The organism is Pelosinus propionicus DSM 13327 (genome assembly GCF_900114615.1).
Lineage (GTDB): Bacteria > Bacillota > Negativicutes > DSM-13327 > DSM-13327 > Pelosinus > Pelosinus propionicus.
Window position 1 is genome coordinate 19,588 of sequence record NZ_FOTS01000004.1, and the last position, 22,064, is coordinate 41,651.

Sequence of the window (22,064 nt, forward strand, 5' to 3'; positions counted from 1 at the left end):
TTCCTTAGAATATAAACTTTCACTTCTTCATTTTGCTTTACTTTGTTGTTGAAGGAACGGTGTAGTCCCCTTCTAAAAATTTCTCTGACAAATTCTTCAAGGTGCCGTCTTTTTTCATTTCACGCAGCGTTGCATCGATTTTATTAGCTAACTGTGCCGAATCCTCATCATTTCTTAATATATAAAAGGTCGGAATCGGCGTAAGGTTTTCCCCTACAGCTTTTAATCCGTAATTCAACGTTTCATTAACTTCCCGCATAGTTAACTTATTATCAATGGAAGCATCAGCATGACCCGTTGCAACCATATTTAAAGTCTCTGCCGCCCCTTTATCCGTTACCAAAAATTTAATCTTTGGTTCTGCTGTCTCATTATATTTCTTTAAATCTCGATAACTTGGGCTCGTTGGCACTACAGCAACTACTTTTCCCCGCAAATCATCAATCGTCTTAATATCATTACGATCCTTTTTTACTACCAATTGATTATCCTTAACATTATTGGCTTCTTTGGTAAATAAATATTTAGTATCCCTGTCGCTGTTATGTACCATCTGATTGGCAATCAAATCGATCTGTTTTGCCTCTAATGCGACGAACCCGCTTTCTATGCTCATTGTTTTAAATTCAAATTTAATATCTTTGTTGCGCTTTTCCACTTCTTTTAGAATCTCAATATCAAACCCCGTCAATTGCTCTTTATCATCCACATAGGTATAAGGTTTATAGGTTCCTCGTGTACCCACATAGTAGGTCTTTACATCATTATCATTTTTCGCACCTTGGCTCGTCTGCTCTTTTGCACCACAACCGGCCACTACTAGTAAGCTTATCATTATTGCTGCCATCCCAGAGTATGTCAGCCATTTCTTTTTCCAGATCATCATTTTTGCCACATCCTATTTACGCTGTTGCTTTTCTTGCAACATCTATTTTCTCAAAAATTGTTTTTAGTACATTTTCTAGTTTTTTAGCTCTCCTATTTTTTTAAATCTTTTTATAGCTTCTTTTAGTACTTCTTCTTTCTTACAAAATGCAAATCGCAGCCAAAGTTTTTCGTTTGTTAAGGTTTCATTGGGATAAAAACCAGATAAAGGTCGCGCTGATACACCAATGTGTTCTGTTATGTATTTCGTAAACTCAAAATCATCCTTCCATCCGAAACCCGAGAAATCAACGAGTAAAAAATATCCTCCTTCTGGCGCTAAATAAGGGATTTTCAGTTCATCAAATCCCTTTTTCAATATATCCAGCCGTTTGCTATAGTCTTTTCTCAACTGGATGTAGTAACTTTCCTCACTACCAACCGCTTCTACCATACCCATTTGCAATGGTAATGCAGAACTTAATGCTAAATAATTATGCGCTTTTCGAATCCCCTTCGTTAAGGCAGGCGTTGCAATGACATAACCCAGCCGCCAGCCTGAACGCTGTAGACTTTCGAGAAACCATTGGTGATGATCGTTCGCTCTCGCATGTCAGGCAGCTTCCAAATGGGTATCGGCGGCACTGCCCCAAAATAGATTTCATCATAAATTTCATCTGTAATCACGATCAAATCATACTCTTGGCTTAGCTGGGCAATTCCTCGCACTTCTTCCTGATCGAAAACTCTTCCAGAAGGATTATGGGGTGAATTAAAAATAATCGCTTTCGTACGCGCTGTAATCACAGCTTTCACTTTTTCTTTTTCCAATCGAAAGTCCGGCTGTGTCAATTCTACATAAACAGGTTTTCCACCACACAACTGCACATCTGCCGCATATGATGCAAAGGCAGGTACTAATACAATCACTTCATCCCCTGGATCGATGATGGCTAAGAGTGCAGCGGCCGTACTTTCTGTTACACCGCTGCAAATGGTAATCTCCTGTTCAGCATCAAAATGTTCTTGTGCTTTTTGCTGCAATCTTTTTGAAATTCCCTGTCGCAATTCCGCTACGCCCTGGGTCGGAGCATATTGGTTAAAGTCATCTTGAATCGCCTGTATCGCAGCCTTTTTAAATGCTGCACCGCTAAATCCGCCAGTTGTTTAAAACTGGGTACTGTAATCTGCGTAATACGGGCAGATAATTTACCTTCCGCATCAAATCGGTTTATCGTCATGACTTTTTCCTTCTTTCTGTAAGAATTTTATAAATAAGCAAAAAAGGCCGGAAACATCCCATGGGACGTTTTCCAGCCTTCATTTATCCTGATCAGCTTTTATCGAATATAAACTTGTGACTAAGCATAGCACATTATCTTACATACCGTCAATATAATACCATCTGTTCTCCTTTTTAATCTTTTCGCCTCTTATCCTCCTGGTTCAAAGGCTTCAGAACTGGATGCATTTTTGTTGTCAAAGAGTTACTGGAATATCCAAACTCGTATTTTTGTTCTATTTTTAAAACGATAAGAATCATCGCCCGCATGACGATTGCAACGATTATCATAATAAAAAAAGTGTAGTAATATTGCCAATTGTACAGCCGAAGAATATCAAACTTAACCAGTATGGGAAGAAGGAAAAAAGAATAACCTGCTTCAACGATAACGATCCAGAGAAAGAATTTTTTCCATGACTGGCAATACTGATATACTAACATAAATCCTAATGGCACAATCGTTAAGTCGTTTAAAAATAATGCTTGACCAAAAGGCAGCGGCTTTACACTGTAACTCCAAAGAGCAGCAGAAGATCCAGCATCATCCATAATTAACCTGAAAACCGCTATAAACGAACCAAACAAAAGTATTTGAGTTAAGTATCGCTTATTTACATACTTCCACCAAATTCCATATGCGATAGCAATACTGCCAATGATAAGCCACCACCGAACCGTAAAGAGATTCCTATGCCAATCTGTGAGTTGATAACCCCACAATTCCAATGTAGAGTTATGAATCATGTCAATAATATCCATAGAAATCTCCTCTCTTTTTTTGCATCAGCCTTAGATTACCCGAGGGCATAGTAATCTATGCGTAGACTCGACAGTTATGCAGAATTATTAATTTCATTTACGAAACGTTTGAGACTTGTTTCCTTATGATTTATCTTGTATCGAATAGACAGATGAGACTCGTTTTTTTTCTAAATTTGGATACACAATTCCTGCAAGAATAAATAGAACACCAATCCATTGTAAATAGGTTACCGTTTCACGGAGAACCAATGTAGACATAAGTACAGCCATTGGCAGTTCCGAAGCACTCAAGATATTACCTAAACTGCGCACCTTGGGCATTCCGATATTGAACAATATTGGAGGAATCACCGACCCAAAGAGTCCTGTAAAGATTCCATAGTTGATCAGGCCTTTTGTCAATGCTCCATTAAAAAGAAATAACGGTGGCATCGATGCAAAGACAACCAAGGTTGCTCCACTAGTCATAATTGCACTCTTATAGATTGGATGGACAAGAATGTTGCTACGTCCGCTCACATAAATAAAGCTAGCAAAGGATAGTGCAGCAGATAAACCCCAAAGTATTCCGATCCAGGAAAAAGTGATGCCGTTTTTAAGAATGCCAGAAGCAAGAAACGAGCCAAGAAGTATAATTCCAACCGCAATGACATTTTTTCGACTTGGAATAATTTTATCAAATACATACCGTAAACTAAGGTTTATCCATATGAATTGTAAGAGTAAAATGATTGCTAAAGAGGCATTAATGTATCCAAGAGATTGATTGTAAAAAATGCCTGTAAACCCCATTGGTGTTCCGCTTATAAGAAGAATTCCCCATTGCTTTACCGATAGTCTTCTCTTAGGAACAAAGGCAGCCACCATCCATAACATAACTGCTCCACAAAAATATTGACTGCCAGTTACCTCACTGACTATGAAACCCTCTTTATATGCAAGCTTCACAAAGGTTGAAACAACGCCATATGAACATCCGCCAAGAAAAACTAAAATCGAATATTTCCAAAATCCCATCATCTTAAACGCCTCCTGCTGCATAAAATAAAAACGCCACCCATCCCTTTATTAAAGAGATGAATGGCGAAATGAAAATTTAAATTCTCAGAAAATCCACCTACTGCATGATTGTTTATGCAGTTTTGCGACTATGTCATTTTTAATCATTATAGTTCCGCTTGTATGAACTGTCAAGAACGGGACAGCTAGACTATGCTTTAAAACAAGAATATCGCTAGTCTATACATTCTTAGTAGAAGTATAAACTAGCGATAATAGCGTGTGGTGTGAAGGTTTGTGGAGAAATGGACCATATTGCTGTAGTAAAAGCTACGCTTTTACATCAACGATATTGTTTTTTTTGGCTGTGTCTGGTTTACTCGCTTCAATTTTTTTAGATACTAAATTCTTTTTTTGCAAATTTGTGTAATACAAGCTATTGATGTTTTCATTAATTGCCGGTATTGCCATCACATTCTCCTCCTTCCTTACTATTGTTATTCATTTTATTGGGGGAACAATTATTATATCGACTCTTCAAATTTGAAATACATTTATATTTATCTTTGATATTCCTTTTTTTAGAGGAATTATAACTTTTCACAGTTCATCGTGAATAAGCTTGTTTACTTAAAACACAGAGGCGTACGATAAAAGTATGTAGTTTTTGCGGGACAAGGTACCTGTCCCCCCCGTGCCAATTGAGGTACCTGTCCCCCGTCCCAATTGCAAAATATCCTTGACGTTTTTGCAATAGTTATATATAATCGATACAATATATAAATTGCACAGGATGTATAGCTGATCAGAAAACTGAAGGCTGATTTCTCTAAACGTTAGGGAAATCAGCCTTTTTTGATTTAGCTATTTTTCATTACTGCTAAAAAAGAAGACCTATAAATAAAATTTAGGCACATAAAAAGGAGAATGCACTTATGAAAACAGCAACAGGAAAAACAGCACTACTGAACATATTTTTAGTTTTTTTATTATTTACAGGGCTTGCCCTAGTCACAGGCTGCGGTTCCAGCAGCGAAAAACAGGCTGATACGGCTAAAACCTATTATGTAGCGACCAGAGGAACATTTAAACCCTTTACCTATATGGATGATAAAGATCAATTAACCGGCTATGATATTGAGATTTTAAAAGAAATACAAAAAAGAAATAAAGATATCAAATTTGACTATAAAACAATGAGTATTGAAAGTGCTTTTGTCAGTCTGACATCAAACCAGATTGATCTCATTGCAAATCAAATGGGCCGCAATGAAGAGCGTGCCGCCAAATATACATTTACCAAAGAAGTTAACAATTACACACGTACTAAAATTACAGTGAAAGGTGATCGAAATGACATCACTACACTGGATGACTTAAAAGGAAAAACGATGGTATTAGTCCCTACTAGCGAATCAGCTAGAGTGATTAAGAAATTTAACGAAACTGCCGAGCCTAAAATCAACTTGATCTATACGGATAAAGGATCTGCCGAAACATTGAACTTAGTTGCCACAGGCCGCGCCGATGCCAGTGCCGACTATGAAGTTGCAGTAACAGAAGCTAAGAAAACCTTAGGACTGGATGTGAAAAGTGTTGGTAAGGTAATTTCCGGGGTGCCTACTTACTTTATCTTAAGAAAAGATGATGATTCTCAGAAATTGGCTGACAAAATTGATGCCACCTTAAAAGAAATGAAGGCTGACGGTACACTTCAAAAATTATCTGAGCAATTCTTAGGGGCAGATTATACATCTTCCTCTAAGGAATAGAAAAGGGGTCTTATCTTGGGAAATTATTTTGATTTAAGCTACTTGATTAAGACGTTTCCTATCATACTGTCCTATGTTCATACTTCATTGCTGATTACCCTTGTTGCAGGGGTAATCGGCATTGTCATCGGAAGTATCGTAGCATTAATTCGTATTAATAAGATAATCGTTTTAGATAAATTGGCTGCCATCTATATCTCTTTTATACGAGGAACTCCCTTCTTAGTACAGCTTTTCTTGGCTTATTTTGGTCTGCCCGAACTTATGCAAAAATTAGGTTATCAAGGGATTCGTGAGATACCAACGTTGTTTTATGTGTTTATTGTATTTTCCCTTCATGTGGGGGCTTATATTGCCGAAATCATTCGCAGCGCGATTTTAGCTGTAGACAAAGGTCAATTAGAAGCGGCTTATTCCATTGGCATGGGAGCGATCCAAGCCTATAGCCGGATTATACTGCCTCAAGCCTTTAGCATTGCAATCCCTACCATTTGCAATATCATTATATCCACATTAAAAGGAACCTCCTTAGTCTTTAATGTGGGAGTGATTGATATGATGCGTAAAGCAGATTTAATGGGTGCAAACAGTCATCGAAGCTTAGAACTGTATATTAATGTTGCCATAATCTATATTCTTTTGGTATATATCATCAGTAAATTATCAACCTTTATAGAGAAACGACAAGTCGGTTATCAGCAAATGAGCAATCTGTAAATAAAGACTATTGATATGGATGTGAATCGATCATGAAAGATATAAATGAAAAAATAAATGCACTTACCGCAGCTCTCTATCCTGAGTTAGTTGCGCTTCGTCATAAGATACATGAATATCCCGAGTTAAGCAACCAGGAATATCAAACTGCTGAACTAGTTGAAAAAGTGCTTACAGATTGGAAGATACAATATACGAGACTGCCGAACAGTACGGCAATTATAGCCCAAGTGAAAGGAAATTTAAAGGGCGATCAAAGCATTGGTATACGAGCTGATATGGATGCATTGCCAATTGATGAAGACACCTCACTGGAATTTGCTTCGAAAAACAAAGGGGTCATGCATGCCTGCGGACATGATATTCATACGGTAAATCTTTTGGGTACAGGATACGTACTGTCCCAATTAAAAGATCACTTTGCTGGGACAGTCAAGCTAGTATTTCAACCGGCTGAAGAAATTGGCGGTGGCGCTCAGGAAATACTTGATTTCGGTGTTTTAGAGAATCCAAAGGTAACAGCCTTTTTAGCTGCCCATGTTTCCGAAGATGTGAAAACGGGTTATATTCAAGTCAAAGAGGAAGAAGTAATGCTAGCTTCCAGCCAATTTACCATACAATTAAGCGGTCGGGGCGGTCATGCTTCAGCACCTCATCAAACGGATGATATCATTTTGGCAGCCGCAAAGCTGATTATAGAACTCCAATCCATTCCCAGCAGAAAAATTAACCACCTTGAGCCAGCAGTGCTTACAGTCGGCAGTATTCACGGCGGCAGCCGGAGCAATATCATTCCTAAAGAATTAACGTTCACTGGAACGATTCGAACCCAGAATAATGCTCTGCATCCACAAATTCACGAGCATATCGTCGCCCTTCTAAAAGCCCACGAATTGGTTACAGGCGTCACGGGAACAGCCACCTTTCGATTCGGATCAGGAGCTGTTTATAATGATCCAGCAAAAACCAAAGAATTTGTAACAGCAGTATCTGCTATTATCGGTGAAGACAATGTGTTAAAAGCCAAATTTCCCGGCAATGGTTCCGAGAACTTCTATCGTTTTTCAAAGGAAGTGCCCTCTGTGTTTTTTCGCATTGGCGTAAACCCTGATCCTTCAGCAAAGATAGAACCTGCTCACAGTCCAAAGTTCACAGCCTCCGATGAAGCACTAATAACTGGCGTAAGAGCTACAACCGCTGCGGCTATTGCATTTTTACAAAAAGCAGGATTAAGAGTATGAACAATATAGTAGAATTTTCATTTATGTGGGATACTTTTATTCATTTATTACAATTTATTCCTGTTACTTTGTTTTTGGCAATTATCAGTATGGTTTTAGCAAGTATTATCGGTTTGGCCAGCGCTATCGTACAACTTAGAAATATACCAGTACTAAAACAAATTGCGACTGTTTATTTGCTAATTGGCCGGGCAGTCCCCACTATGGTAATGCTGTATATCGTGTACTTCGGCTTGCCGATTCTGCTGCTGGTATTCACAGATAAAACGGGAATTGATACAGGCTATCAGCATATACCGCCAATGGTATTTGCAATTGCAGGCCTTACCGTGCACACCGGAGCTTATCTAGCAGAGATCTTTAGAGCTGCCATACTATCCATTGATAAAGGACAGATGGAAGCAGCCTTGTCTGTTGGTATGACTTGGTTTCAAGGCTTTTATCGAATCATATTCAGACAGGCGGCGCTAGTTGCCGTCCCCCTGCTTGCAAATCAATTCTTAGGATTAATTAAAAGTACATCTATTGTATTTACCATCACAGTGATCGAACTGTTAGGCGGTGCCAAAATTGCTTCTGTAGAAACCTATCGTTATTTAGAAACCTACTTAGTCGTTGCGATTATGTATTGGGGTATCAGTATCATCTTTGAGAAACTCTTTTTACTTGCCGAACAGAAATTAAGAATTTTCAAGAAGGAAGCGAACATATGATTGAATTTAAAGATATCCATAAAGCATTTGGTGAAAATAAAGTTTTAAAAGGAATCAATTGTACAATTCCTACGGGGTCTGTAACGGTTATTGTAGGGCCAAGCGGCTCAGGAAAAACAACACTGCTGCGTTCGGTAAACTTTCTGGAAAGAGCCGATAGCGGGGAAATCATTTTAGATGATTTCCATCTTGATGTGGAAAAGGCTACAAAGGCAGACATTCATAAAATTAGGCAGCGTACGGCTATGGTTTTCCAGATGTATCATTTATTTAAGAACAAAACTGCTTTAGAAAACATTATGGAAGGTTTGACGATTGTAAGAAAGGTCCCCAAAGCCGCTGCTAAAGAAAAAGCGATCTATTTTTTAGAAAAGGTCGGTCTGGGACATAAAGCCAATGCCTATCCTCATGAATTATCAGGCGGTCAGCAGCAGCGAATTGGTATTGCTCGTGCACTAGCCCTGAATCCTGACGTAATTCTCTTTGATGAACCTACTTCAGCCCTTGATCCGGAACTAGTCGGTGAAGTATTGGAAGTAATGAAAAAGGTGGCTCAGGAAGTTAATTCGACTCTAGTGGTAGTTACCCATGAAATCGCCTTTGCCCGTGAGGTTGCGGATCATGTTATCTTTATGGATGGCGGCGTCATCGTAGAGCAGGGTCCTCCACAAGAAATACTAAACCATCCAAAAGAAGAGCGTACCAAACAATTTTTATCACGTTATATTTCATTAGTTGAATACAATATCTAATAGATTACCTGACGTAAATACAAAATCTCTCAACTTATATCATAAAGCTGGGAGATTTTTTTGATCAGATATTATACTACAGCTGAAGAATCGGATATTGCCTAATTGTTTCCAGCATGATATCCTGATTAAAAAGGATGTGCAGAAATGATAAAGAAATCATGGACGGCCCTTATCGTCGTCAGTTTATGTATGCTTATTTATAATATCTCTCCCGTCAATGCGAAGGCTTCCGACGATGTCGATGTCATGCAAGAAGAATCAGTACGCCTAAGTCAAGAACAGCTTGGAGAGATTTTTACAGTTTTTTCAGAAATCAACACCGCCCTTGAAAAAGATATAAAAGAGTATCAAGGGTTCATTGACGATTATAGCAATGATCGCCTGACTCCAAGTGAGATGAATACGAATGTAACCAAGTTAAATGAATCAATAAAGAACACCCGCAGTAAAACATATTCCTTGAACTTCACTGGCAAATACGAAGACGATAAAATCCAGTTGCTTCGAACTTGTGATATGCTGCATCAATCCTTAAAAGACATGAAAATATCCATAAGTCTTCGAAATACAGGGTACTACTCAAAAGCTAAGCAAGAGCTGCAGGATGCTGAACATTTTAAATCCTTAGCTTGGAAGCACATCAACGAGGATCTTTACTATGATGGCTACATTCCCGCCAAATAAAAAAGGAAAGCCGTTTTCTTAATAAAAGATAACTAGAATTGTTTTTTTGCAAAAAAATTACGCCATGTCGTTCAGATTCGATCTGATCGACATGGCTTTACTACATATTTTGATTGAATTTACATTAAATATAAACTTACTTCTCCCTTTTCTATAAACCTTTCCATTATAAATAGAGGAGTTCATTATTTTTATATAATTTTTTAATCTTTTTATAAAAATTTTATAAATCCTTTAAAGCAGATTTATACTCATTTCTTATAATAACCTCATAACAAAATTCAAGGAGGTTATTTTTTATGAATAAGATTCGCTTTTTATACGATGTTATGAAAACAATGAAAGCCAAAGAGGAGGTAAAGGGAATATTGCAGGTACAAGTAGAAAAAAACCAGGCAACGATCCTTTCTCTCCAAAATGAATTCGAGAAAAATTTATCAACGGGAGAAATAAAAACAAAAGTAACTGCTTCATTAAATTATGAGGGAACAATTCACTTGCCTGAGCATCACGCCCACGCTGCAGCTCCTTGCTCACCAGAAAGAAAGCACCATGAAGGGCTGCATCACATGCACTACTCCCCATCACGTCGTCACGGAGGGTTAAAAGAGCTTTTTTCTAAATGGACTTTCACATTGAGCCTTTTAAACGCTTTGCAAGTTAAAGAAGAAGAGAAAACCACGATTTTATCACTAGATGCTAATGATCTATCGGAAGATATGAAAAAACTATTTTCCGAAAGAATTGTTCATACAGGCAGACATCATCGTCAAAGTCACGGCCTCCTAAAGGAGTTTTACTCCATTGATCATCCTGAAGTAAAGCTTAGTATATTCATCAATTCTAATTATGAAATCGAAAAAGTCGTAGCTACTGCTGCCGGTACTCAAATCGATGCACAAGCCAGTCAACATGATTTAAATGCAGATGCCCAAGTAGTCTTTGTGTGGGAAGATGAAAGCGATGCATCTTAAGCAATATTACATTCATCCTGACCGCTGCACTCGCTGTCACCGCTGCCTTTCTGTCTGCCCAGCAAGAGCTATTGAGTTGACAGAAACAGGCAAACCCCAAATCCAAAATTTAAAGTGCATCCGTTGCAAAGCCTGCAAAAAAGTATGTCACCAAGGTGCCATATCATATCGTGTCCGCTTGCAGTTTTAAGTCGAGGGATTCTTCTAAGAAAAGGAAGGTACAGGATCATTTTGCACCTTCCTTTTCTTTAGACTATAATAGTGGTAGCAATGGACCTTGAAATAAGTGAAAGGTGATATGGATGCACAAACATAACGACCCAAAACATTTCCATAGCAAATTAAATCTAAACGAAAAAAGCAGTTTCCCTGAAAAATTCCGGCAATTTCATCATCACAGGCATCATCATGGACGTTTTTTGCAGCACTATACCTATTTTCGCTATCTTCGCCCACTAGGCATTGCATTTACCTTTGTTATTCTCTACTTAGCATTTTACTGGGGAGGCAATGAGGAGATTGGTATACTTTTTGTCACGCTGCTTGCGGTAAAAGAAATCATCCATTTCTTTTTAATGTGGCGCTTAGAAAAAAACATATTTAAGCCTATGATTCACTTAAAGCAGGGTCTGGATGAAGTCACAAAGGGAAATTATACGATTAAAGTAAAAAATGAACTATCCAGTGATCTTGGCATCGTAATTGATGCTTTTAATGAAATGACGGAAAAATTATATGAAAATGAAAAGCTTCAAATGGAGTATGAAGAAAACCGTAAGGCATTGATCGCTAATATCTCCCATGACCTCAAAACACCCATAACTGCCATTCAGGGCTATGTGGAAGCACTTATGGATTCTTCCATCGCGTCTAAGGAAAACCAAACTAAGTATCTAAAAACCATCCATCATAATGCTATTTACGTTAATAAACTAATTGATGATTTATTTTTGTTTGCAAAATTAGACATGCAAAAGCTGGAGTTTCAATATCAATGTACAAAAATTCGATCCTTTATGGATGATTTGATTGCAGAATATCGCTTTGATTTTAGCGAGCGGAATATTCAGTTTTACTATGATGTCTTGCTGGAGGAGAATGTTCAAGTTGATTTGGACGGAAAGCGCTTACATCAAGCCATTAATAATATTTTGAATAACGCCATCCAATATGGTCCTGCAGTGGGTCTATCGATAGAAGTAATTGTCTATCAGCAAAAAGATGTTGTCTGTATTGACATTAAAGACAACGGACCTGGTATTCCCACAGAAAAGCTTCCTTTTGTTTTTGATCGGTTTTACCGCATCCACAGGGAACGTCCAAAAGAAACAGCAGGTACTGGACTGGGTCTAGCCATTACCAAAGAACTTATCGAGGCTCATGGGGGAAGAATTATCCTCTCCAGCAAATTAAACGAAGGGAGCTGTTTTTCCATTCAGCTTCCCATTTGTTAAAAAAATGTCAGGGAGATTATACCATGAAACGTATTTTGATTATTGAAGACGATCTGGATATCGCTGAACTGGAGCGGGATTATCTGCAACTAAACGGCTATAGAGCAGAAATTGTTCAGGATGGAATGCTGGGATTAAAAAAGGCAGCTTCATCCGAATATGATGCAGTTGTAGTGGATTTGATGCTCCCCAATAAAGACGGTTTTGAAATTATCAAAGAGATTCGAAAAAACCAGGAAATTCCCGTGATTGTCGTATCTGCTAAAGTTGACGACATCGATAAAATCAGAGGACTGGATGTTGGTGCAGATGATTACTTAACTAAGCCATTCAGCCCTGCAGAACTGATCGCAAGAATAAAAGCTCACCTCAAACGTTACCAGCGACTAAAAGGTCCCACCCTCTCTCTTGAAGTAATACAGCATAAGGGCTTAGAAATCAATACTGCTTCTCACAAAGTTTCTGTATATGGCAAGGAAGTACAACTGACGACGAAGGAATATGAGCTTTTACTTTTTTTAGCTTCTAATCCGAATATTGTTTTTAGTAAAGAGCATCTTTTTGACACCATATGGAATAATGAAAGTTTTGGCGAAGTAGCCACTGTAGCAGTCCATATCCAAAAAATTCGCAAAAAAATCGAAACCGACTCAACCAATCCCGAATTCATTGAAACCTTGTGGGGTACAGGGTATCGCTTTAATTCCTTTTAAACACTGTTATATACATAGAAGCCATTTTCACGAAACGGAAAATGGCTTCTATTATCATGCACCGATAAAAATCTGCTTTTCATGAGATTTCTTAGAGATGTTAGCTGCAATTGCTGCGCTCGTAGTATCGAGAATAATATCAGCGATGTACTTAGAGCCATTTGCATCTGCTATCTCCTTGCATGTTAGTTTGCCAAAAGAAGTCGAGTTCGCAATTTGGTTAATTCTTTTGCATGCCTCCTTTGGAGTCGGGCAGTGATAGCCTAATTGGTTATTGATAATAAAGTCAATATTACCAGTCTCTTGAATACCGACTGCTTCCGTAACAATCAACGTTTTCTTCATTGCCACGCCTTCCATAAGAGTACCAGGACCAGCCTTGGAAACAATTACATCACTTGCTGCCATCAGTTTTTCCATGTTATCAACAAAACCGTAGACATGCAGTCCATCGCAATGAGCGTTTGACTTCTTAAGTTTATTATATAACTCTTTATTATTTCCTGTTATAACTAAAAGTTGTTTGTCAGGGCACTGCGCTTTTAGCGTGTGCACCCAATCGCGCATATTTCCCGCTCCCACTCCGCCACCCGTAAAAAGAACTGTAAATGCATCACTCTTTATCCCAAGTTCGTCACAGGCTTGCTCTTTCGATAAGGAAAAATCCTTGAATTTAGGATGTACCGGAAAACCGGTATAGATAATCTGGCTATAAGGAATACCATACTGAATTAGGGATCGAAATGCGTCTTGCGTTGGAACTAAATACAAATCTGCTCCTGGTGTTGCCCACGACGCATGTATTGTAACAAGATCCGTAACGACAGCGATGATCGGCCAAGTCCCATGTGATGCTTTGCGCGTTTGATGCAGTAAACCAATGACAAGCGGATGAACAGCCACAACAGCATCTGGACTGCTATCCTCTATAGCGTGCTTTATACTATAGCGGGATTGTAAATATACAATTTTTGTTAGTGCCTTAATACGATTGATGCTATTTGTTTTATTAAAGAACAAATTGTTTAGCCATACATGGTTCTTTGAACAGTAATCATATATTTCCGGTGCTTTTTTAAGCCCCGGAAAATTTGTAGTTCGCAGGAAATCAACAATTGTAGATTGTATGCTTAGTTCTTGATCAAGTGCAGCGATAATCGATGCTGCAGCACTCCGATGTCCACCGCCAGTATCTGATATTGCAAACATAATCTTTGTAGGCTTATTTGCCATGAGACACCTCTCACTATCAGATTTTTCAATGATACCAGTAGATATCTTTTCCCATTCTATGAGTTTCATTATACAGTGTGCGATCTTGTTTTAAGTTAAGAAACAGTTAAGAAAATATTAAAGATATAAGAAAAACCAGTCTTCCCTTGACCCTGTGGGCAGACTGGCTGGATTGAAAAGCAAAAGATGTACATCAAAACTTCTTTTTGGGATGACATTCCCCTTTCAATGACAATGTTAATTTTACGTTTACTTCTAGAATATGGCATACTAGATCAGGATCCAATCCATATTGCTCAGCAAGAGTTATTACTTTATTCCACCGTTTATCTGTACTTGCCTGATAAATAGGAATGCTTTCACGAATACAGCCCTCCTGATCTGATGAAAGCAAATCTTCCTCATCAAATCCAACTAACCAATCGATACTTACCTTAAAATAGCTGGCAATACGCCTAAGTGTTGCAATATCCGGTTCGCGGCGGTTAATTTCCCAGGAGGCAAGCGTAGAACGATCAACCTGAAGAATCGTCGCTAATGCTTCTTGGGTTAACTCACTCCGTAATTGTTTAATCCGATCTCCTAATGTTGTTTCCATGAGCACCCCCCCTCTTTATTACGATAGCGTGCTTATCATAGCAGTGCAATTTTTTCGTCCATAAGACACTTTTTTGGCAGGATTTTACAACATTCTAGAGAATTAGTGTCTTATGGACACTAATTCTTATTCAATAAAAAGCAAGAGGATAAAAAAGGAGGGACAGTTTCGTGCAGGTAGTAACGTTTTCTAAAGATACGGATGCATTGCAAATGACAGACAATAAACCTAAGAAGCAAGCTACAGTATCCAATAATTCTCATGCCGATGTAATTACACTAGTAAATGAAATCAGTGATCCGCTCACGGTTATCAAAGGCTATTTACAAGTTTTTGAAAAGAATCCTGTGAACAATCAGCAAGAGTGGTTACCTCTCGTATTTCAGGAATTAAATCAAGTGGAGCTATTAATCAACCACTTTATAACACTTTCCCAGAATCAGAAGCCTAAGTCTTAATTTATACGATAAGGATCGGTTTTATATCGCTGAATATATATTCCCTTATTGTATATCCATAAACATTCGTAATTATTACAAAGACCAGTAGAGCTCGCACTATTATACAAGCTCTCCTGGTCTTTAACATTACTATAAACTTTATCCTATAATTTGAGATAACAACAATACATCTGCTAAATCAATTAAGAATAATCAGCACACCTACTTGATAATTGGAAGCATGTCAGGAGCATGTGTTAAGATCGTAACTCTAGACTTTGGTCCCTTTAGTCTGACCGCTGAATCAAGGGCTGCCTGCACAGAGTCAAAGGGAATAAATCCAAGCTTTTTAGCGTCTTCTGACTGGATACCACTTGATATAATGTACACAGTTTCTCTCTCTTTCACTTGTGCCCAGGCTATTGCTAAGGCCGCTGCAACTTCATCATGTATTTCTTTATCATCCACCATTTTTTTTAGACACTCCGAAGAAAGGCAGGTAATATCCACCATTTCGGAGTGGGTGACAGCAACACCTTCATAACACGGAGTTGCAATAATAACGATTCCTCCAACCTTCACTGCTAAATCGGAAGGATACAAGGTCTTGTGGGCTTGCCAAAACTCAATATCACAAGGATGAGAACTAGAAAGAACAATATCTGCTTCTTCAGGAATTTCAACTGAGTATACCTCCTTCGATAAAGCTACACCTTTCTGGAAGGCTTCTATCGTATCACCAAAAAAAGCCCCTACGACCTCTCCGTGACGATTTAAAACCGTATTAAAAATAGTATCCATGCCAATCTTTTTGGCAATCATATCCAGCTCTCTGCGAACAGGATTATCTTGCACTCCTAAATAAGAACGCGGAGCACGAACACTTAATAAATGAGTTTCAGCAGTGGTATGCTCTCCAGAAATACCAGGCTGAACAATTTTCGCTCCACCAGAAAATCCAGGGATATGATGAGGGACAATGCTGCCGATGCCAATTTTAAAGTCTGCCTCATATGCCTCACGATTTACCCAAACACTGGTTCCATTATTTGTATTTCCAAGATCAATCAGAGCCTCTGGATTTTTAAAATCATGATTTTTAATGGTTACACGATTTACAATTTCTTGCCCAAATTTTTCTACGATTTCTTCCTCTGTCATAAAGCGATGGGTCCCCAGAGCAATAATAATGGTAATCTGCTCATCTTTTATTCCTGCTGAATTCATTTCATCCAGCATTACAGGAATGATCTTATCAGTAGGAGTCAAGCGGGTGTTATCATCCGCTAAAATTACTATTTTTCTCTTGTTCTTAACCTGCTCAGCCAAAGATTTTGAACCAATGGGATTTGTAAACGCCCGAATAATTTCTTCCCTTACATCGGCTACAACAGTAACATCTTTTGGTGAATAAACACCAATTAAATTTTCTTTGGGAAGAGATACTTCAAGATTCTCTTGTCCATATGGTATTGTTACTTTTACATTTGACATCGATCATCATCCTTTCTTATCGCTAATTTGGCGACCTGCTATCTGCAATTCATGTTTAAACCCCATTGTCCTCATCCTTTTATCCTTTTCATGTAAATAAAAAGCAAGACAGCATATAGCTACCTTACTTTTACATCAAAAATTGAAGTATTTAAAACCTTATAGAAAAACTTAATTTTTATCAGGTTGAATTGCCAGTGTGTTGAGACGTTCCTGTGCTGCGGTTTGCTCCATTTTTTTGCAAATCAGATAGGCTATGATACTTCCAATTAATACGCATGAACCCATAAAGATTAAACCACTGCCAAAGTTGCCCGTGATATCTTTAACCCAGCCAACAACAAACGGACCAACAAACCCCCCAAGGTTACCAATAGAGTTAATAAAGGCAATGCCTGCTGCTGCAGTTCCTGCTAAGAAAGTCGGAGGTATTGTCCAAAAAATTGGCATGCATCCGTAAAGTCCAATACTGCACAAAGATAAAAAGAAAATTACTAAATTGGGACTACTATGGAAATAAGCACTAGCCATTAGGCTAAAACCAGCTACTACCATCGAGATGGTCACATGCCACTTACGTTCCTGATATCGATCGGAGCTAATTCCAATTAACAGCATACCTACTGCGGCAGCTAAAAATGGAATTGCACTCACTAAACCAATTTGACTGGAAGTAAGGTTACCAAACTCTTTAACAATCTGCGGCATCCACAAATTAATACCATAGATTCCAATTACCATACATACATAAATAATTCCAAGGAGAATCACTCTCACATTTGACATCGTTTCTAGAATGCTATTTTTAGGACCTGATTTTGCTTCTACACTTGCTCGCTCCTGATCAAGCTTCGACTGGAGCCACTGACGTTCATTAGGCTTAAGCCAAGCTGCCTGAGCTGGAGTATCAGTAAGATATCGTAACGCAACCAATCCTAATAAGGATGAGGGGAGACCTTCCAGAATAAATAGCCACTTCCAGCCTGCTACGCCCATATAGCCATCCATCCCCAGAATCCATCCTGATACAGCAGATCCAATCATAAGTGCGATGGGTTGAGCAAACATAAATCTTGAAATAATGACACCCCTATGCTGAGCAGGAAACCAATAAGTCAGATAAAGGATAACTCCTGGGAAGAAACCAGCCTCTGCAGCCCCTAACACAAAACGTAACGCTAGGAAACTGGTGGTTCCTTGAATAAAAGCCATAGAGGCAGACAATAGTCCCCAAGCAATCATAATGAGAGAAATCCAAATTCGAGCGCCATATTTTTGTAATGCCAAGTTGCTGGGTACCCCAAAGAAAAAATATCCGATAAATAAAATTCCTGCACCCCAGCCAAAAACCGTTGCCGTAAAACCAAACTCTGTATTCATGGTTAACGCTGCAAAGCCAAGATTTACCCGATCCACAAAACACAATAGATAGGATACCACTAGAAAAGGAATCAGCCTCCACGATACCTTGTTGACAATATCTTTTTCTTGTATTTGTTCGTTCACAATCCATCCCCCTAATTTTTAAAAATGCTTTTTTAACCAGAGGTGCAAGTACCAGTCCTGCACCTCTTCTTATGGGAAAATTTACTATAATGGCGAAAATTCAATTAATTTTGCACATTAAATTTTTATGACGGCTCCCTTATCAGCAGAGCTTGCTAATTTGGAGTAAATGGCAAGATAGCCTTTCGTAAACTTAGGTTTAGGACGCTGCCATGTTTTCAGCCTGTCTTGGATTTCTTCTTCTGATACATGAAGATGCAAATTTCCATTGGGAATATCAATGGTAATCTTATCGCCATTTGCTACAATAGCCAGCGGACCTCCTTCAGCAGCTTCCGGTGATATATGACCTACAAAGCATCCATTATTGGTCCCTGAGAAACGTCCATCGGTTATCAAAGCAGTCTTCTTCGCCAGCCCCATGCCATACATATACTTCATTGCTTTATACATTTCTCGCATCCCAGGACCGCCCTTAGGGCCCTCATAACGAATTACAACGACATCGCCTTCCTTGATTTTACCGCCGAGTATTGCTTCCTCTGCTAGCTCTTCTGAATCGAAAACTTGAGCAAGTCCTGTGAATAAGTGCATTTGCGGATCAATCGCTGCCGGTTTGGTAACAGCAGTATCAGGAGCTAGGTTTCCTCTTAAAATGGCCAGCCCTTTTAAATTACTAAATGGATCAGCAAAGCTGCGTATTACATTGGTATCAAATGGATACTTAAACTTATAGCTCTGCAGATTTTCCTTAACCGATTTTCCTGTTACAGTAATGCTGTCTAAGTGTAGGAGGGAATGAATTTCCTGCATTACTTTTGGAATACCGCCAGCTTTATAAAAATCTTCCATATTGTATTTAGAAGCTGGATTGACTTTTGCCACTTGCGGGGTGGATTCACTGAGCCTGTGATAAGCATCCATCATGATTTCTGCCGTAATATCCACTTCTGCTGCAATAGCGGAAAGATGCAGTACCGCATTTGTCGATCCACCTGTAGCCATCAGAACACGAATTGCATTTTCTAAAGACTGCTCGGTGATAATCTTATCTGCTGTAATTTGGTTATATACCTGATTTACAATCGTCTTGCCTGTTTCTTCTGCATACCGCAAGCGATCAGCGTAGACTGCTGGTACTAACGCCCCTCCGGGAACAGACATTCCCAGCGCTTCTGCCAGACAGCACATCGTATTTGCTGTTCCATAAAATGCGCAAGATCCGCAAGATGGGCCGCAAAGTTCTTCCATATGGTCATAAGCAGTTTCATCAATTTTGTCGCTTTTAAGCATACCTAATGCTTCCGACATAGTAGTTAGATCCGATTTTCGGCCATCGAATTCAACTCCACCTAACATGGGTCCGCCTGGCAGAAAAATAGCTGGTATTTTTAAGCGAGCGGCAGCCATCAGCATTCCAGGAACAATCTTGTCGCATGAACCCAGCAGCACAATCCCATCTAGACGATGAGCTTCAACCATAACCTCAATGTCATTTGCAATTAAATCCCGCGACGGCAGGATGTAATGCATTCCAGCATGTCCTTGGGCTGTTCCGTCACATGCGCCAATAACACCGAACTCTGCCACAGAGCCGCCAGCTCTGTGTATTCCCTTGCGCACATGTTCTGCAACCTGCCGCAGATTGGCATGCCCCGGAACTAATTCGTTCCAGGAGTTGGCGATTCCGATGACAGGTCTGGAAAGATCATCATCAGAGTATCCTACGGATTTGAAAACGCTACGATTAAAAGACCAATCAGGTTTCTCTAAAATATCGTTACTACGGAATTTCATAAAAAGCACTCCTTCTCATTTTCCTATTTAACGCATTTCATTTGCTTTTTTTATCATAAGTTATTTCGATGACTTTGCCTTTGCCAATTCAATGGCTACATCAATAATCATGTCTTCTTGTCCGCCGACAGTTTTTCGTCTGCCTAGTTCTAATAAAATTTCTCTCGCATCAACGCCAAACTTTTCAGCAGCACGTCGGCTGTGCAACAAGAAGCTTCCATAGGCTCCAGCATAACCGATTGCAAGGGAGTCCGAATTAATTGTTTGAGGACGATGCATCAATCCTTCTACCTCTTTGCTTAAATCCATCAATTTATACAAGTCAGCACCTGTGTTATAACCGCCCTTATTTAATACTGCGATTAATGCTTCCAACTGAGAATTGCCAGAGCCTGCTCCTAGACCGCAAACCGTGCCATCAACAGATGCAGCGCCAGCTTCAATGGCTGTTAATGTATTCCCAACCGCCAATCCAAGATTGTTATGAGCATGAAAGCCAATAGGAACTGATAATTCTTTGGAGACAAGACCAATTCTAGCCCTTACATCATGAGGTAACATCGCTCCAGCTGAATCTGTAATATACACCGTATCAGCACCGTAGCTTTCAAATAATTTTGCCTGTTCCAAAACCTTCTCAGGCGGTGCCATATGAGACATCATGAGAAAGCCAATTGCTTCTAATCCGCTCTTTTTCGCAAATTTTATGTGCTGCTCGCCGGCATCCGCCTCTGTCACGTGGGTAGCAACCCGAACGGTTTTTACACCATATTCCATCGCAACTTCTAGATCTTCTACAGTACCGATTCCAGGAATTAATAACACTGCTAGTTTGGTCTTTGTTAAAGCTTCTGAAACTGCTTTTAAATATTGTTCTTCGGTCGCTTTGCTAAAACCATATTGAAAAGAAGATCCGCCTAAGCCATCTCCATGGCCTACTTCTACGGTATCTACACCGGCTTCATCCAGCTTGCCAGCAATCATCGCCATTTGCTCTGGAGTAAATTGATGACTGACAGCATGCATTCCATCTCGTAAAGTGCTATCGATGATGCGTATTGATTTCATTACATAGCCCCCTCGTGTTTTAATTTTGCATACCGCTCCGCTACAGTCACTGCTGCCGATGTGATAATATCAAGATTCCCAGAGTATTTAGGTAAATAATCTCCAGCCCCTTCGACTTCCACAACCGTCACGACTTTATCACCATCTGCGTAAGGTGATACTTTAAGCTTATATCCTGGAGCATATTTTTGTACTTTACGCGTCATATCCTCTACCGCTTTGATAATGTCTGCAATCTTCGCTGTATCACATTTCGTATAAATTGTATTACGCATCATAATGGGAGGATCAGCAGGATTCAAAATAATAATTGCTTTAGCATCTTGTGCGCCCCCCACTTTAATTAAGGCATTTCTAGTAGTCTGCGTAAATTCATCAATGTTTTGCCTAGTACCAGGTCCTGCACTTAGACTGCTAAGGGTAGCTACAATTTCCGCATATTCTACAGGTGTAACCTGATTGATTGCATTCACAATGGGAACCGTTGCCTGTCCACCGCAGGTCACCATATTTACATTGTGTGCAGTTAACAGCTGGCTATCCATATTCACTGCAGGAACAATATAAGGTCCTACAGCAGCAGGAGTCAGATCTACAGCAAAAATATCAGCTTGTTTAAGCAGTGGAGCATGTTTCATATGAGGATTAGCACCTGTAGCATCAAAGGCAATATCAAGATCGCCAAATTCAATTACACCATCAATACCCCGTGTAGTTGTCGCAATACCAGATTCCTCAGCCATTTTTAATCCTTGTGAGCCAGATACAATACCTGCCATTAGAACCAATTCCAATACATTACTTCGCTTAATCTTCATCATCAGATCAATACCAATATTACCTGGTCCAATGATTGCCGCTCTTAGTTTTTTTTGTTCCAAAACGACCATCCTTCCAATAATTAAATTTAGAAACTTTTTAGTTTTACATTGTCGAACTACGTTCATATTATTTTCCAAAAAAATAATGAACATGTCTAGTAAAATGAATACCAT

Annotated in this window: 25 protein-coding genes; 11 read left to right on the forward strand and 14 right to left on the reverse strand. The window is 39.1% G+C overall.

Features of this window, described 5'->3' with window-relative positions; all coding sequences use genetic code 11:
- Positions 1-37: 37 nt before the first annotated feature.
- The 7 genes from BMZ99_RS02820 to BMZ99_RS26180 form a co-directional block, all read right to left on the reverse strand.
- Complete coding sequence (locus tag BMZ99_RS02820) at positions 38-886, reverse strand: transporter substrate-binding domain-containing protein (RefSeq protein WP_245754786.1); 849 nt, start codon at positions 884-886, stop codon at positions 38-40.
- Between the two features lie 75 nt (positions 887-961).
- The gene (locus BMZ99_RS02825; protein ID WP_090932738.1) at positions 962-1,414 is read right to left on the reverse strand and encodes an aminotransferase class I/II-fold pyridoxal phosphate-dependent enzyme; all 453 of its coding nucleotides are present in this window, start codon (positions 1,412-1,414) and stop codon (positions 962-964) included.
- On the reverse strand, positions 1,384-1,989 hold the full coding sequence (locus BMZ99_RS02830; protein ID WP_322787897.1) for a pyridoxal phosphate-dependent aminotransferase: 606 nt from the start codon (positions 1,987-1,989) through the stop codon (positions 1,384-1,386). The genes BMZ99_RS02825 and BMZ99_RS02830 overlap by 31 nt, the downstream gene beginning before the upstream one ends.
- Positions 1,938-2,105 carry a hypothetical protein gene (locus BMZ99_RS26885; RefSeq protein WP_245754787.1) on the reverse strand — a complete coding sequence of 56 codons (168 nt, stop codon included), beginning with the start codon at positions 2,103-2,105 and terminating at the stop codon, positions 1,938-1,940. Before BMZ99_RS26885 ends, BMZ99_RS02830 begins: the two co-directional genes overlap by 52 nt.
- Before the next feature lie 176 nt (positions 2,106-2,281).
- Positions 2,282-2,908 carry a CBO0543 family protein gene (locus tag BMZ99_RS02835; RefSeq protein ID WP_090932740.1) on the reverse strand — a complete coding sequence of 209 codons (627 nt, stop codon included), beginning with the start codon at positions 2,906-2,908 and terminating at the stop codon, positions 2,282-2,284.
- A 123-nt stretch (positions 2,909-3,031) separates the two neighbouring features.
- Positions 3,032-3,931: an EamA family transporter gene (locus BMZ99_RS02840; protein ID WP_090932742.1), complete on the reverse strand. Its 900-nt coding sequence runs from the start codon at positions 3,929-3,931 to the stop codon at positions 3,032-3,034.
- 309 nt (positions 3,932-4,240) lie between these two features.
- Positions 4,241-4,381: a hypothetical protein gene (locus BMZ99_RS26180; RefSeq protein WP_175490459.1), complete on the reverse strand. Its 141-nt coding sequence runs from the start codon at positions 4,379-4,381 to the stop codon at positions 4,241-4,243.
- 464 nt (positions 4,382-4,845) lie between these two features.
- Here BMZ99_RS26180 and BMZ99_RS02845 point away from each other — a divergent pair, with 464 nt between their 5' ends.
- From BMZ99_RS02845 to BMZ99_RS02890, 10 genes are all read left to right on the forward strand, one after another.
- A complete protein-coding gene (locus BMZ99_RS02845; protein WP_090932744.1) occupies positions 4,846-5,682 on the forward strand; it encodes a transporter substrate-binding domain-containing protein in 837 nt (278 codons plus the stop codon).
- A 15-nt stretch (positions 5,683-5,697) separates the two neighbouring features.
- On the forward strand, positions 5,698-6,399 hold the full coding sequence (locus BMZ99_RS02850) for an amino acid ABC transporter permease (protein WP_090932746.1): 702 nt from the start codon (positions 5,698-5,700) through the stop codon (positions 6,397-6,399).
- A 32-nt stretch (positions 6,400-6,431) separates the two neighbouring features.
- Entirely contained in the window at positions 6,432-7,640 is a 1,209-nt protein-coding gene (locus tag BMZ99_RS02855; protein ID WP_090932748.1) for a M20 metallopeptidase family protein, read from the forward strand.
- The gene (locus tag BMZ99_RS02860; RefSeq protein ID WP_090932750.1) at positions 7,637-8,353 is read left to right on the forward strand and encodes an amino acid ABC transporter permease; all 717 of its coding nucleotides are present in this window, start codon (positions 7,637-7,639) and stop codon (positions 8,351-8,353) included. The genes BMZ99_RS02855 and BMZ99_RS02860 overlap by 4 nt, the downstream gene beginning before the upstream one ends.
- On the forward strand, positions 8,350-9,105 hold the full coding sequence (locus BMZ99_RS02865) for an amino acid ABC transporter ATP-binding protein (RefSeq protein WP_090932752.1): 756 nt from the start codon (positions 8,350-8,352) through the stop codon (positions 9,103-9,105). Before BMZ99_RS02860 ends, BMZ99_RS02865 begins: the two co-directional genes overlap by 4 nt.
- Positions 9,106-9,252: 147 nt before the next feature.
- On the forward strand, positions 9,253-9,792 hold the full coding sequence (locus BMZ99_RS02870) for a hypothetical protein (protein WP_090932753.1): 540 nt from the start codon (positions 9,253-9,255) through the stop codon (positions 9,790-9,792).
- Positions 9,793-10,091: 299 nt separating this feature from the next.
- Positions 10,092-10,766 carry a hypothetical protein gene (locus BMZ99_RS02875; protein ID WP_090932755.1) on the forward strand — a complete coding sequence of 225 codons (675 nt, stop codon included), beginning with the start codon at positions 10,092-10,094 and terminating at the stop codon, positions 10,764-10,766.
- The gene (locus tag BMZ99_RS27540) at positions 10,756-10,956 is read left to right on the forward strand and encodes an ATP-binding protein (protein WP_407670172.1); all 201 of its coding nucleotides are present in this window, start codon (positions 10,756-10,758) and stop codon (positions 10,954-10,956) included. The genes BMZ99_RS02875 and BMZ99_RS27540 overlap by 11 nt, the downstream gene beginning before the upstream one ends.
- A gap of 112 nt (positions 10,957-11,068) precedes the next feature.
- Complete coding sequence (locus tag BMZ99_RS02885; protein ID WP_090932759.1) at positions 11,069-12,220, forward strand: sensor histidine kinase; 1,152 nt, start codon at positions 11,069-11,071, stop codon at positions 12,218-12,220.
- A gap of 23 nt (positions 12,221-12,243) precedes the next feature.
- Positions 12,244-12,933, forward strand: coding sequence for a response regulator transcription factor (locus BMZ99_RS02890; RefSeq protein WP_090932761.1), 690 nt, complete (start codon positions 12,244-12,246; stop codon positions 12,931-12,933).
- 54 nt (positions 12,934-12,987) lie between these two features.
- On the opposite strand, the gene BMZ99_RS02895 is transcribed toward BMZ99_RS02890, so the two are convergent.
- The gene (locus BMZ99_RS02895) at positions 12,988-14,166 is read right to left on the reverse strand and encodes an MGDG synthase family glycosyltransferase (protein WP_090932763.1); all 1,179 of its coding nucleotides are present in this window, start codon (positions 14,164-14,166) and stop codon (positions 12,988-12,990) included.
- 193 nt (positions 14,167-14,359) lie between these two features.
- On the reverse strand, positions 14,360-14,764 hold the full coding sequence (locus BMZ99_RS02900; RefSeq protein WP_090932765.1) for a helix-turn-helix transcriptional regulator: 405 nt from the start codon (positions 14,762-14,764) through the stop codon (positions 14,360-14,362).
- 170 nt (positions 14,765-14,934) lie between these two features.
- Between BMZ99_RS02900 and BMZ99_RS02905 the strand changes: the two genes are divergently transcribed.
- Positions 14,935-15,222, forward strand: coding sequence for a histidine kinase (locus BMZ99_RS02905; protein ID WP_090932766.1), 288 nt, complete (start codon positions 14,935-14,937; stop codon positions 15,220-15,222).
- 204 nt (positions 15,223-15,426) lie between these two features.
- On the opposite strand, the gene BMZ99_RS02910 is transcribed toward BMZ99_RS02905, so the two are convergent.
- From BMZ99_RS02910 to BMZ99_RS02930, 5 genes are all read right to left on the reverse strand, one after another.
- Positions 15,427-16,698 (reverse strand): nickel-dependent lactate racemase family protein, encoded by a 1,272-nt coding sequence (locus BMZ99_RS02910; RefSeq protein WP_090932768.1) that lies wholly within the window; start codon positions 16,696-16,698, stop codon positions 15,427-15,429.
- A 171-nt stretch (positions 16,699-16,869) separates the two neighbouring features.
- Entirely contained in the window at positions 16,870-18,204 is a 1,335-nt protein-coding gene (locus BMZ99_RS02915) for an MFS transporter (protein ID WP_090932770.1), read from the reverse strand.
- Positions 18,205-18,321: 117 nt separating this feature from the next.
- The gene (gene ilvD, locus BMZ99_RS02920) at positions 18,322-20,001 is read right to left on the reverse strand and encodes a dihydroxy-acid dehydratase (protein WP_090932772.1); all 1,680 of its coding nucleotides are present in this window, start codon (positions 19,999-20,001) and stop codon (positions 18,322-18,324) included.
- A 60-nt stretch (positions 20,002-20,061) separates the two neighbouring features.
- Positions 20,062-21,069 (reverse strand): 4-hydroxy-2-oxovalerate aldolase, encoded by a 1,008-nt coding sequence (gene dmpG / locus BMZ99_RS02925; RefSeq protein ID WP_090932775.1) that lies wholly within the window; start codon positions 21,067-21,069, stop codon positions 20,062-20,064.
- Positions 21,069-21,950, reverse strand: coding sequence for an acetaldehyde dehydrogenase (acetylating) (locus BMZ99_RS02930; RefSeq protein ID WP_245754788.1), 882 nt, complete (start codon positions 21,948-21,950; stop codon positions 21,069-21,071). Before BMZ99_RS02930 ends, dmpG begins: the two co-directional genes overlap by 1 nt.
- Between the last annotated feature and the right edge of the window lie 114 nt (positions 21,951-22,064).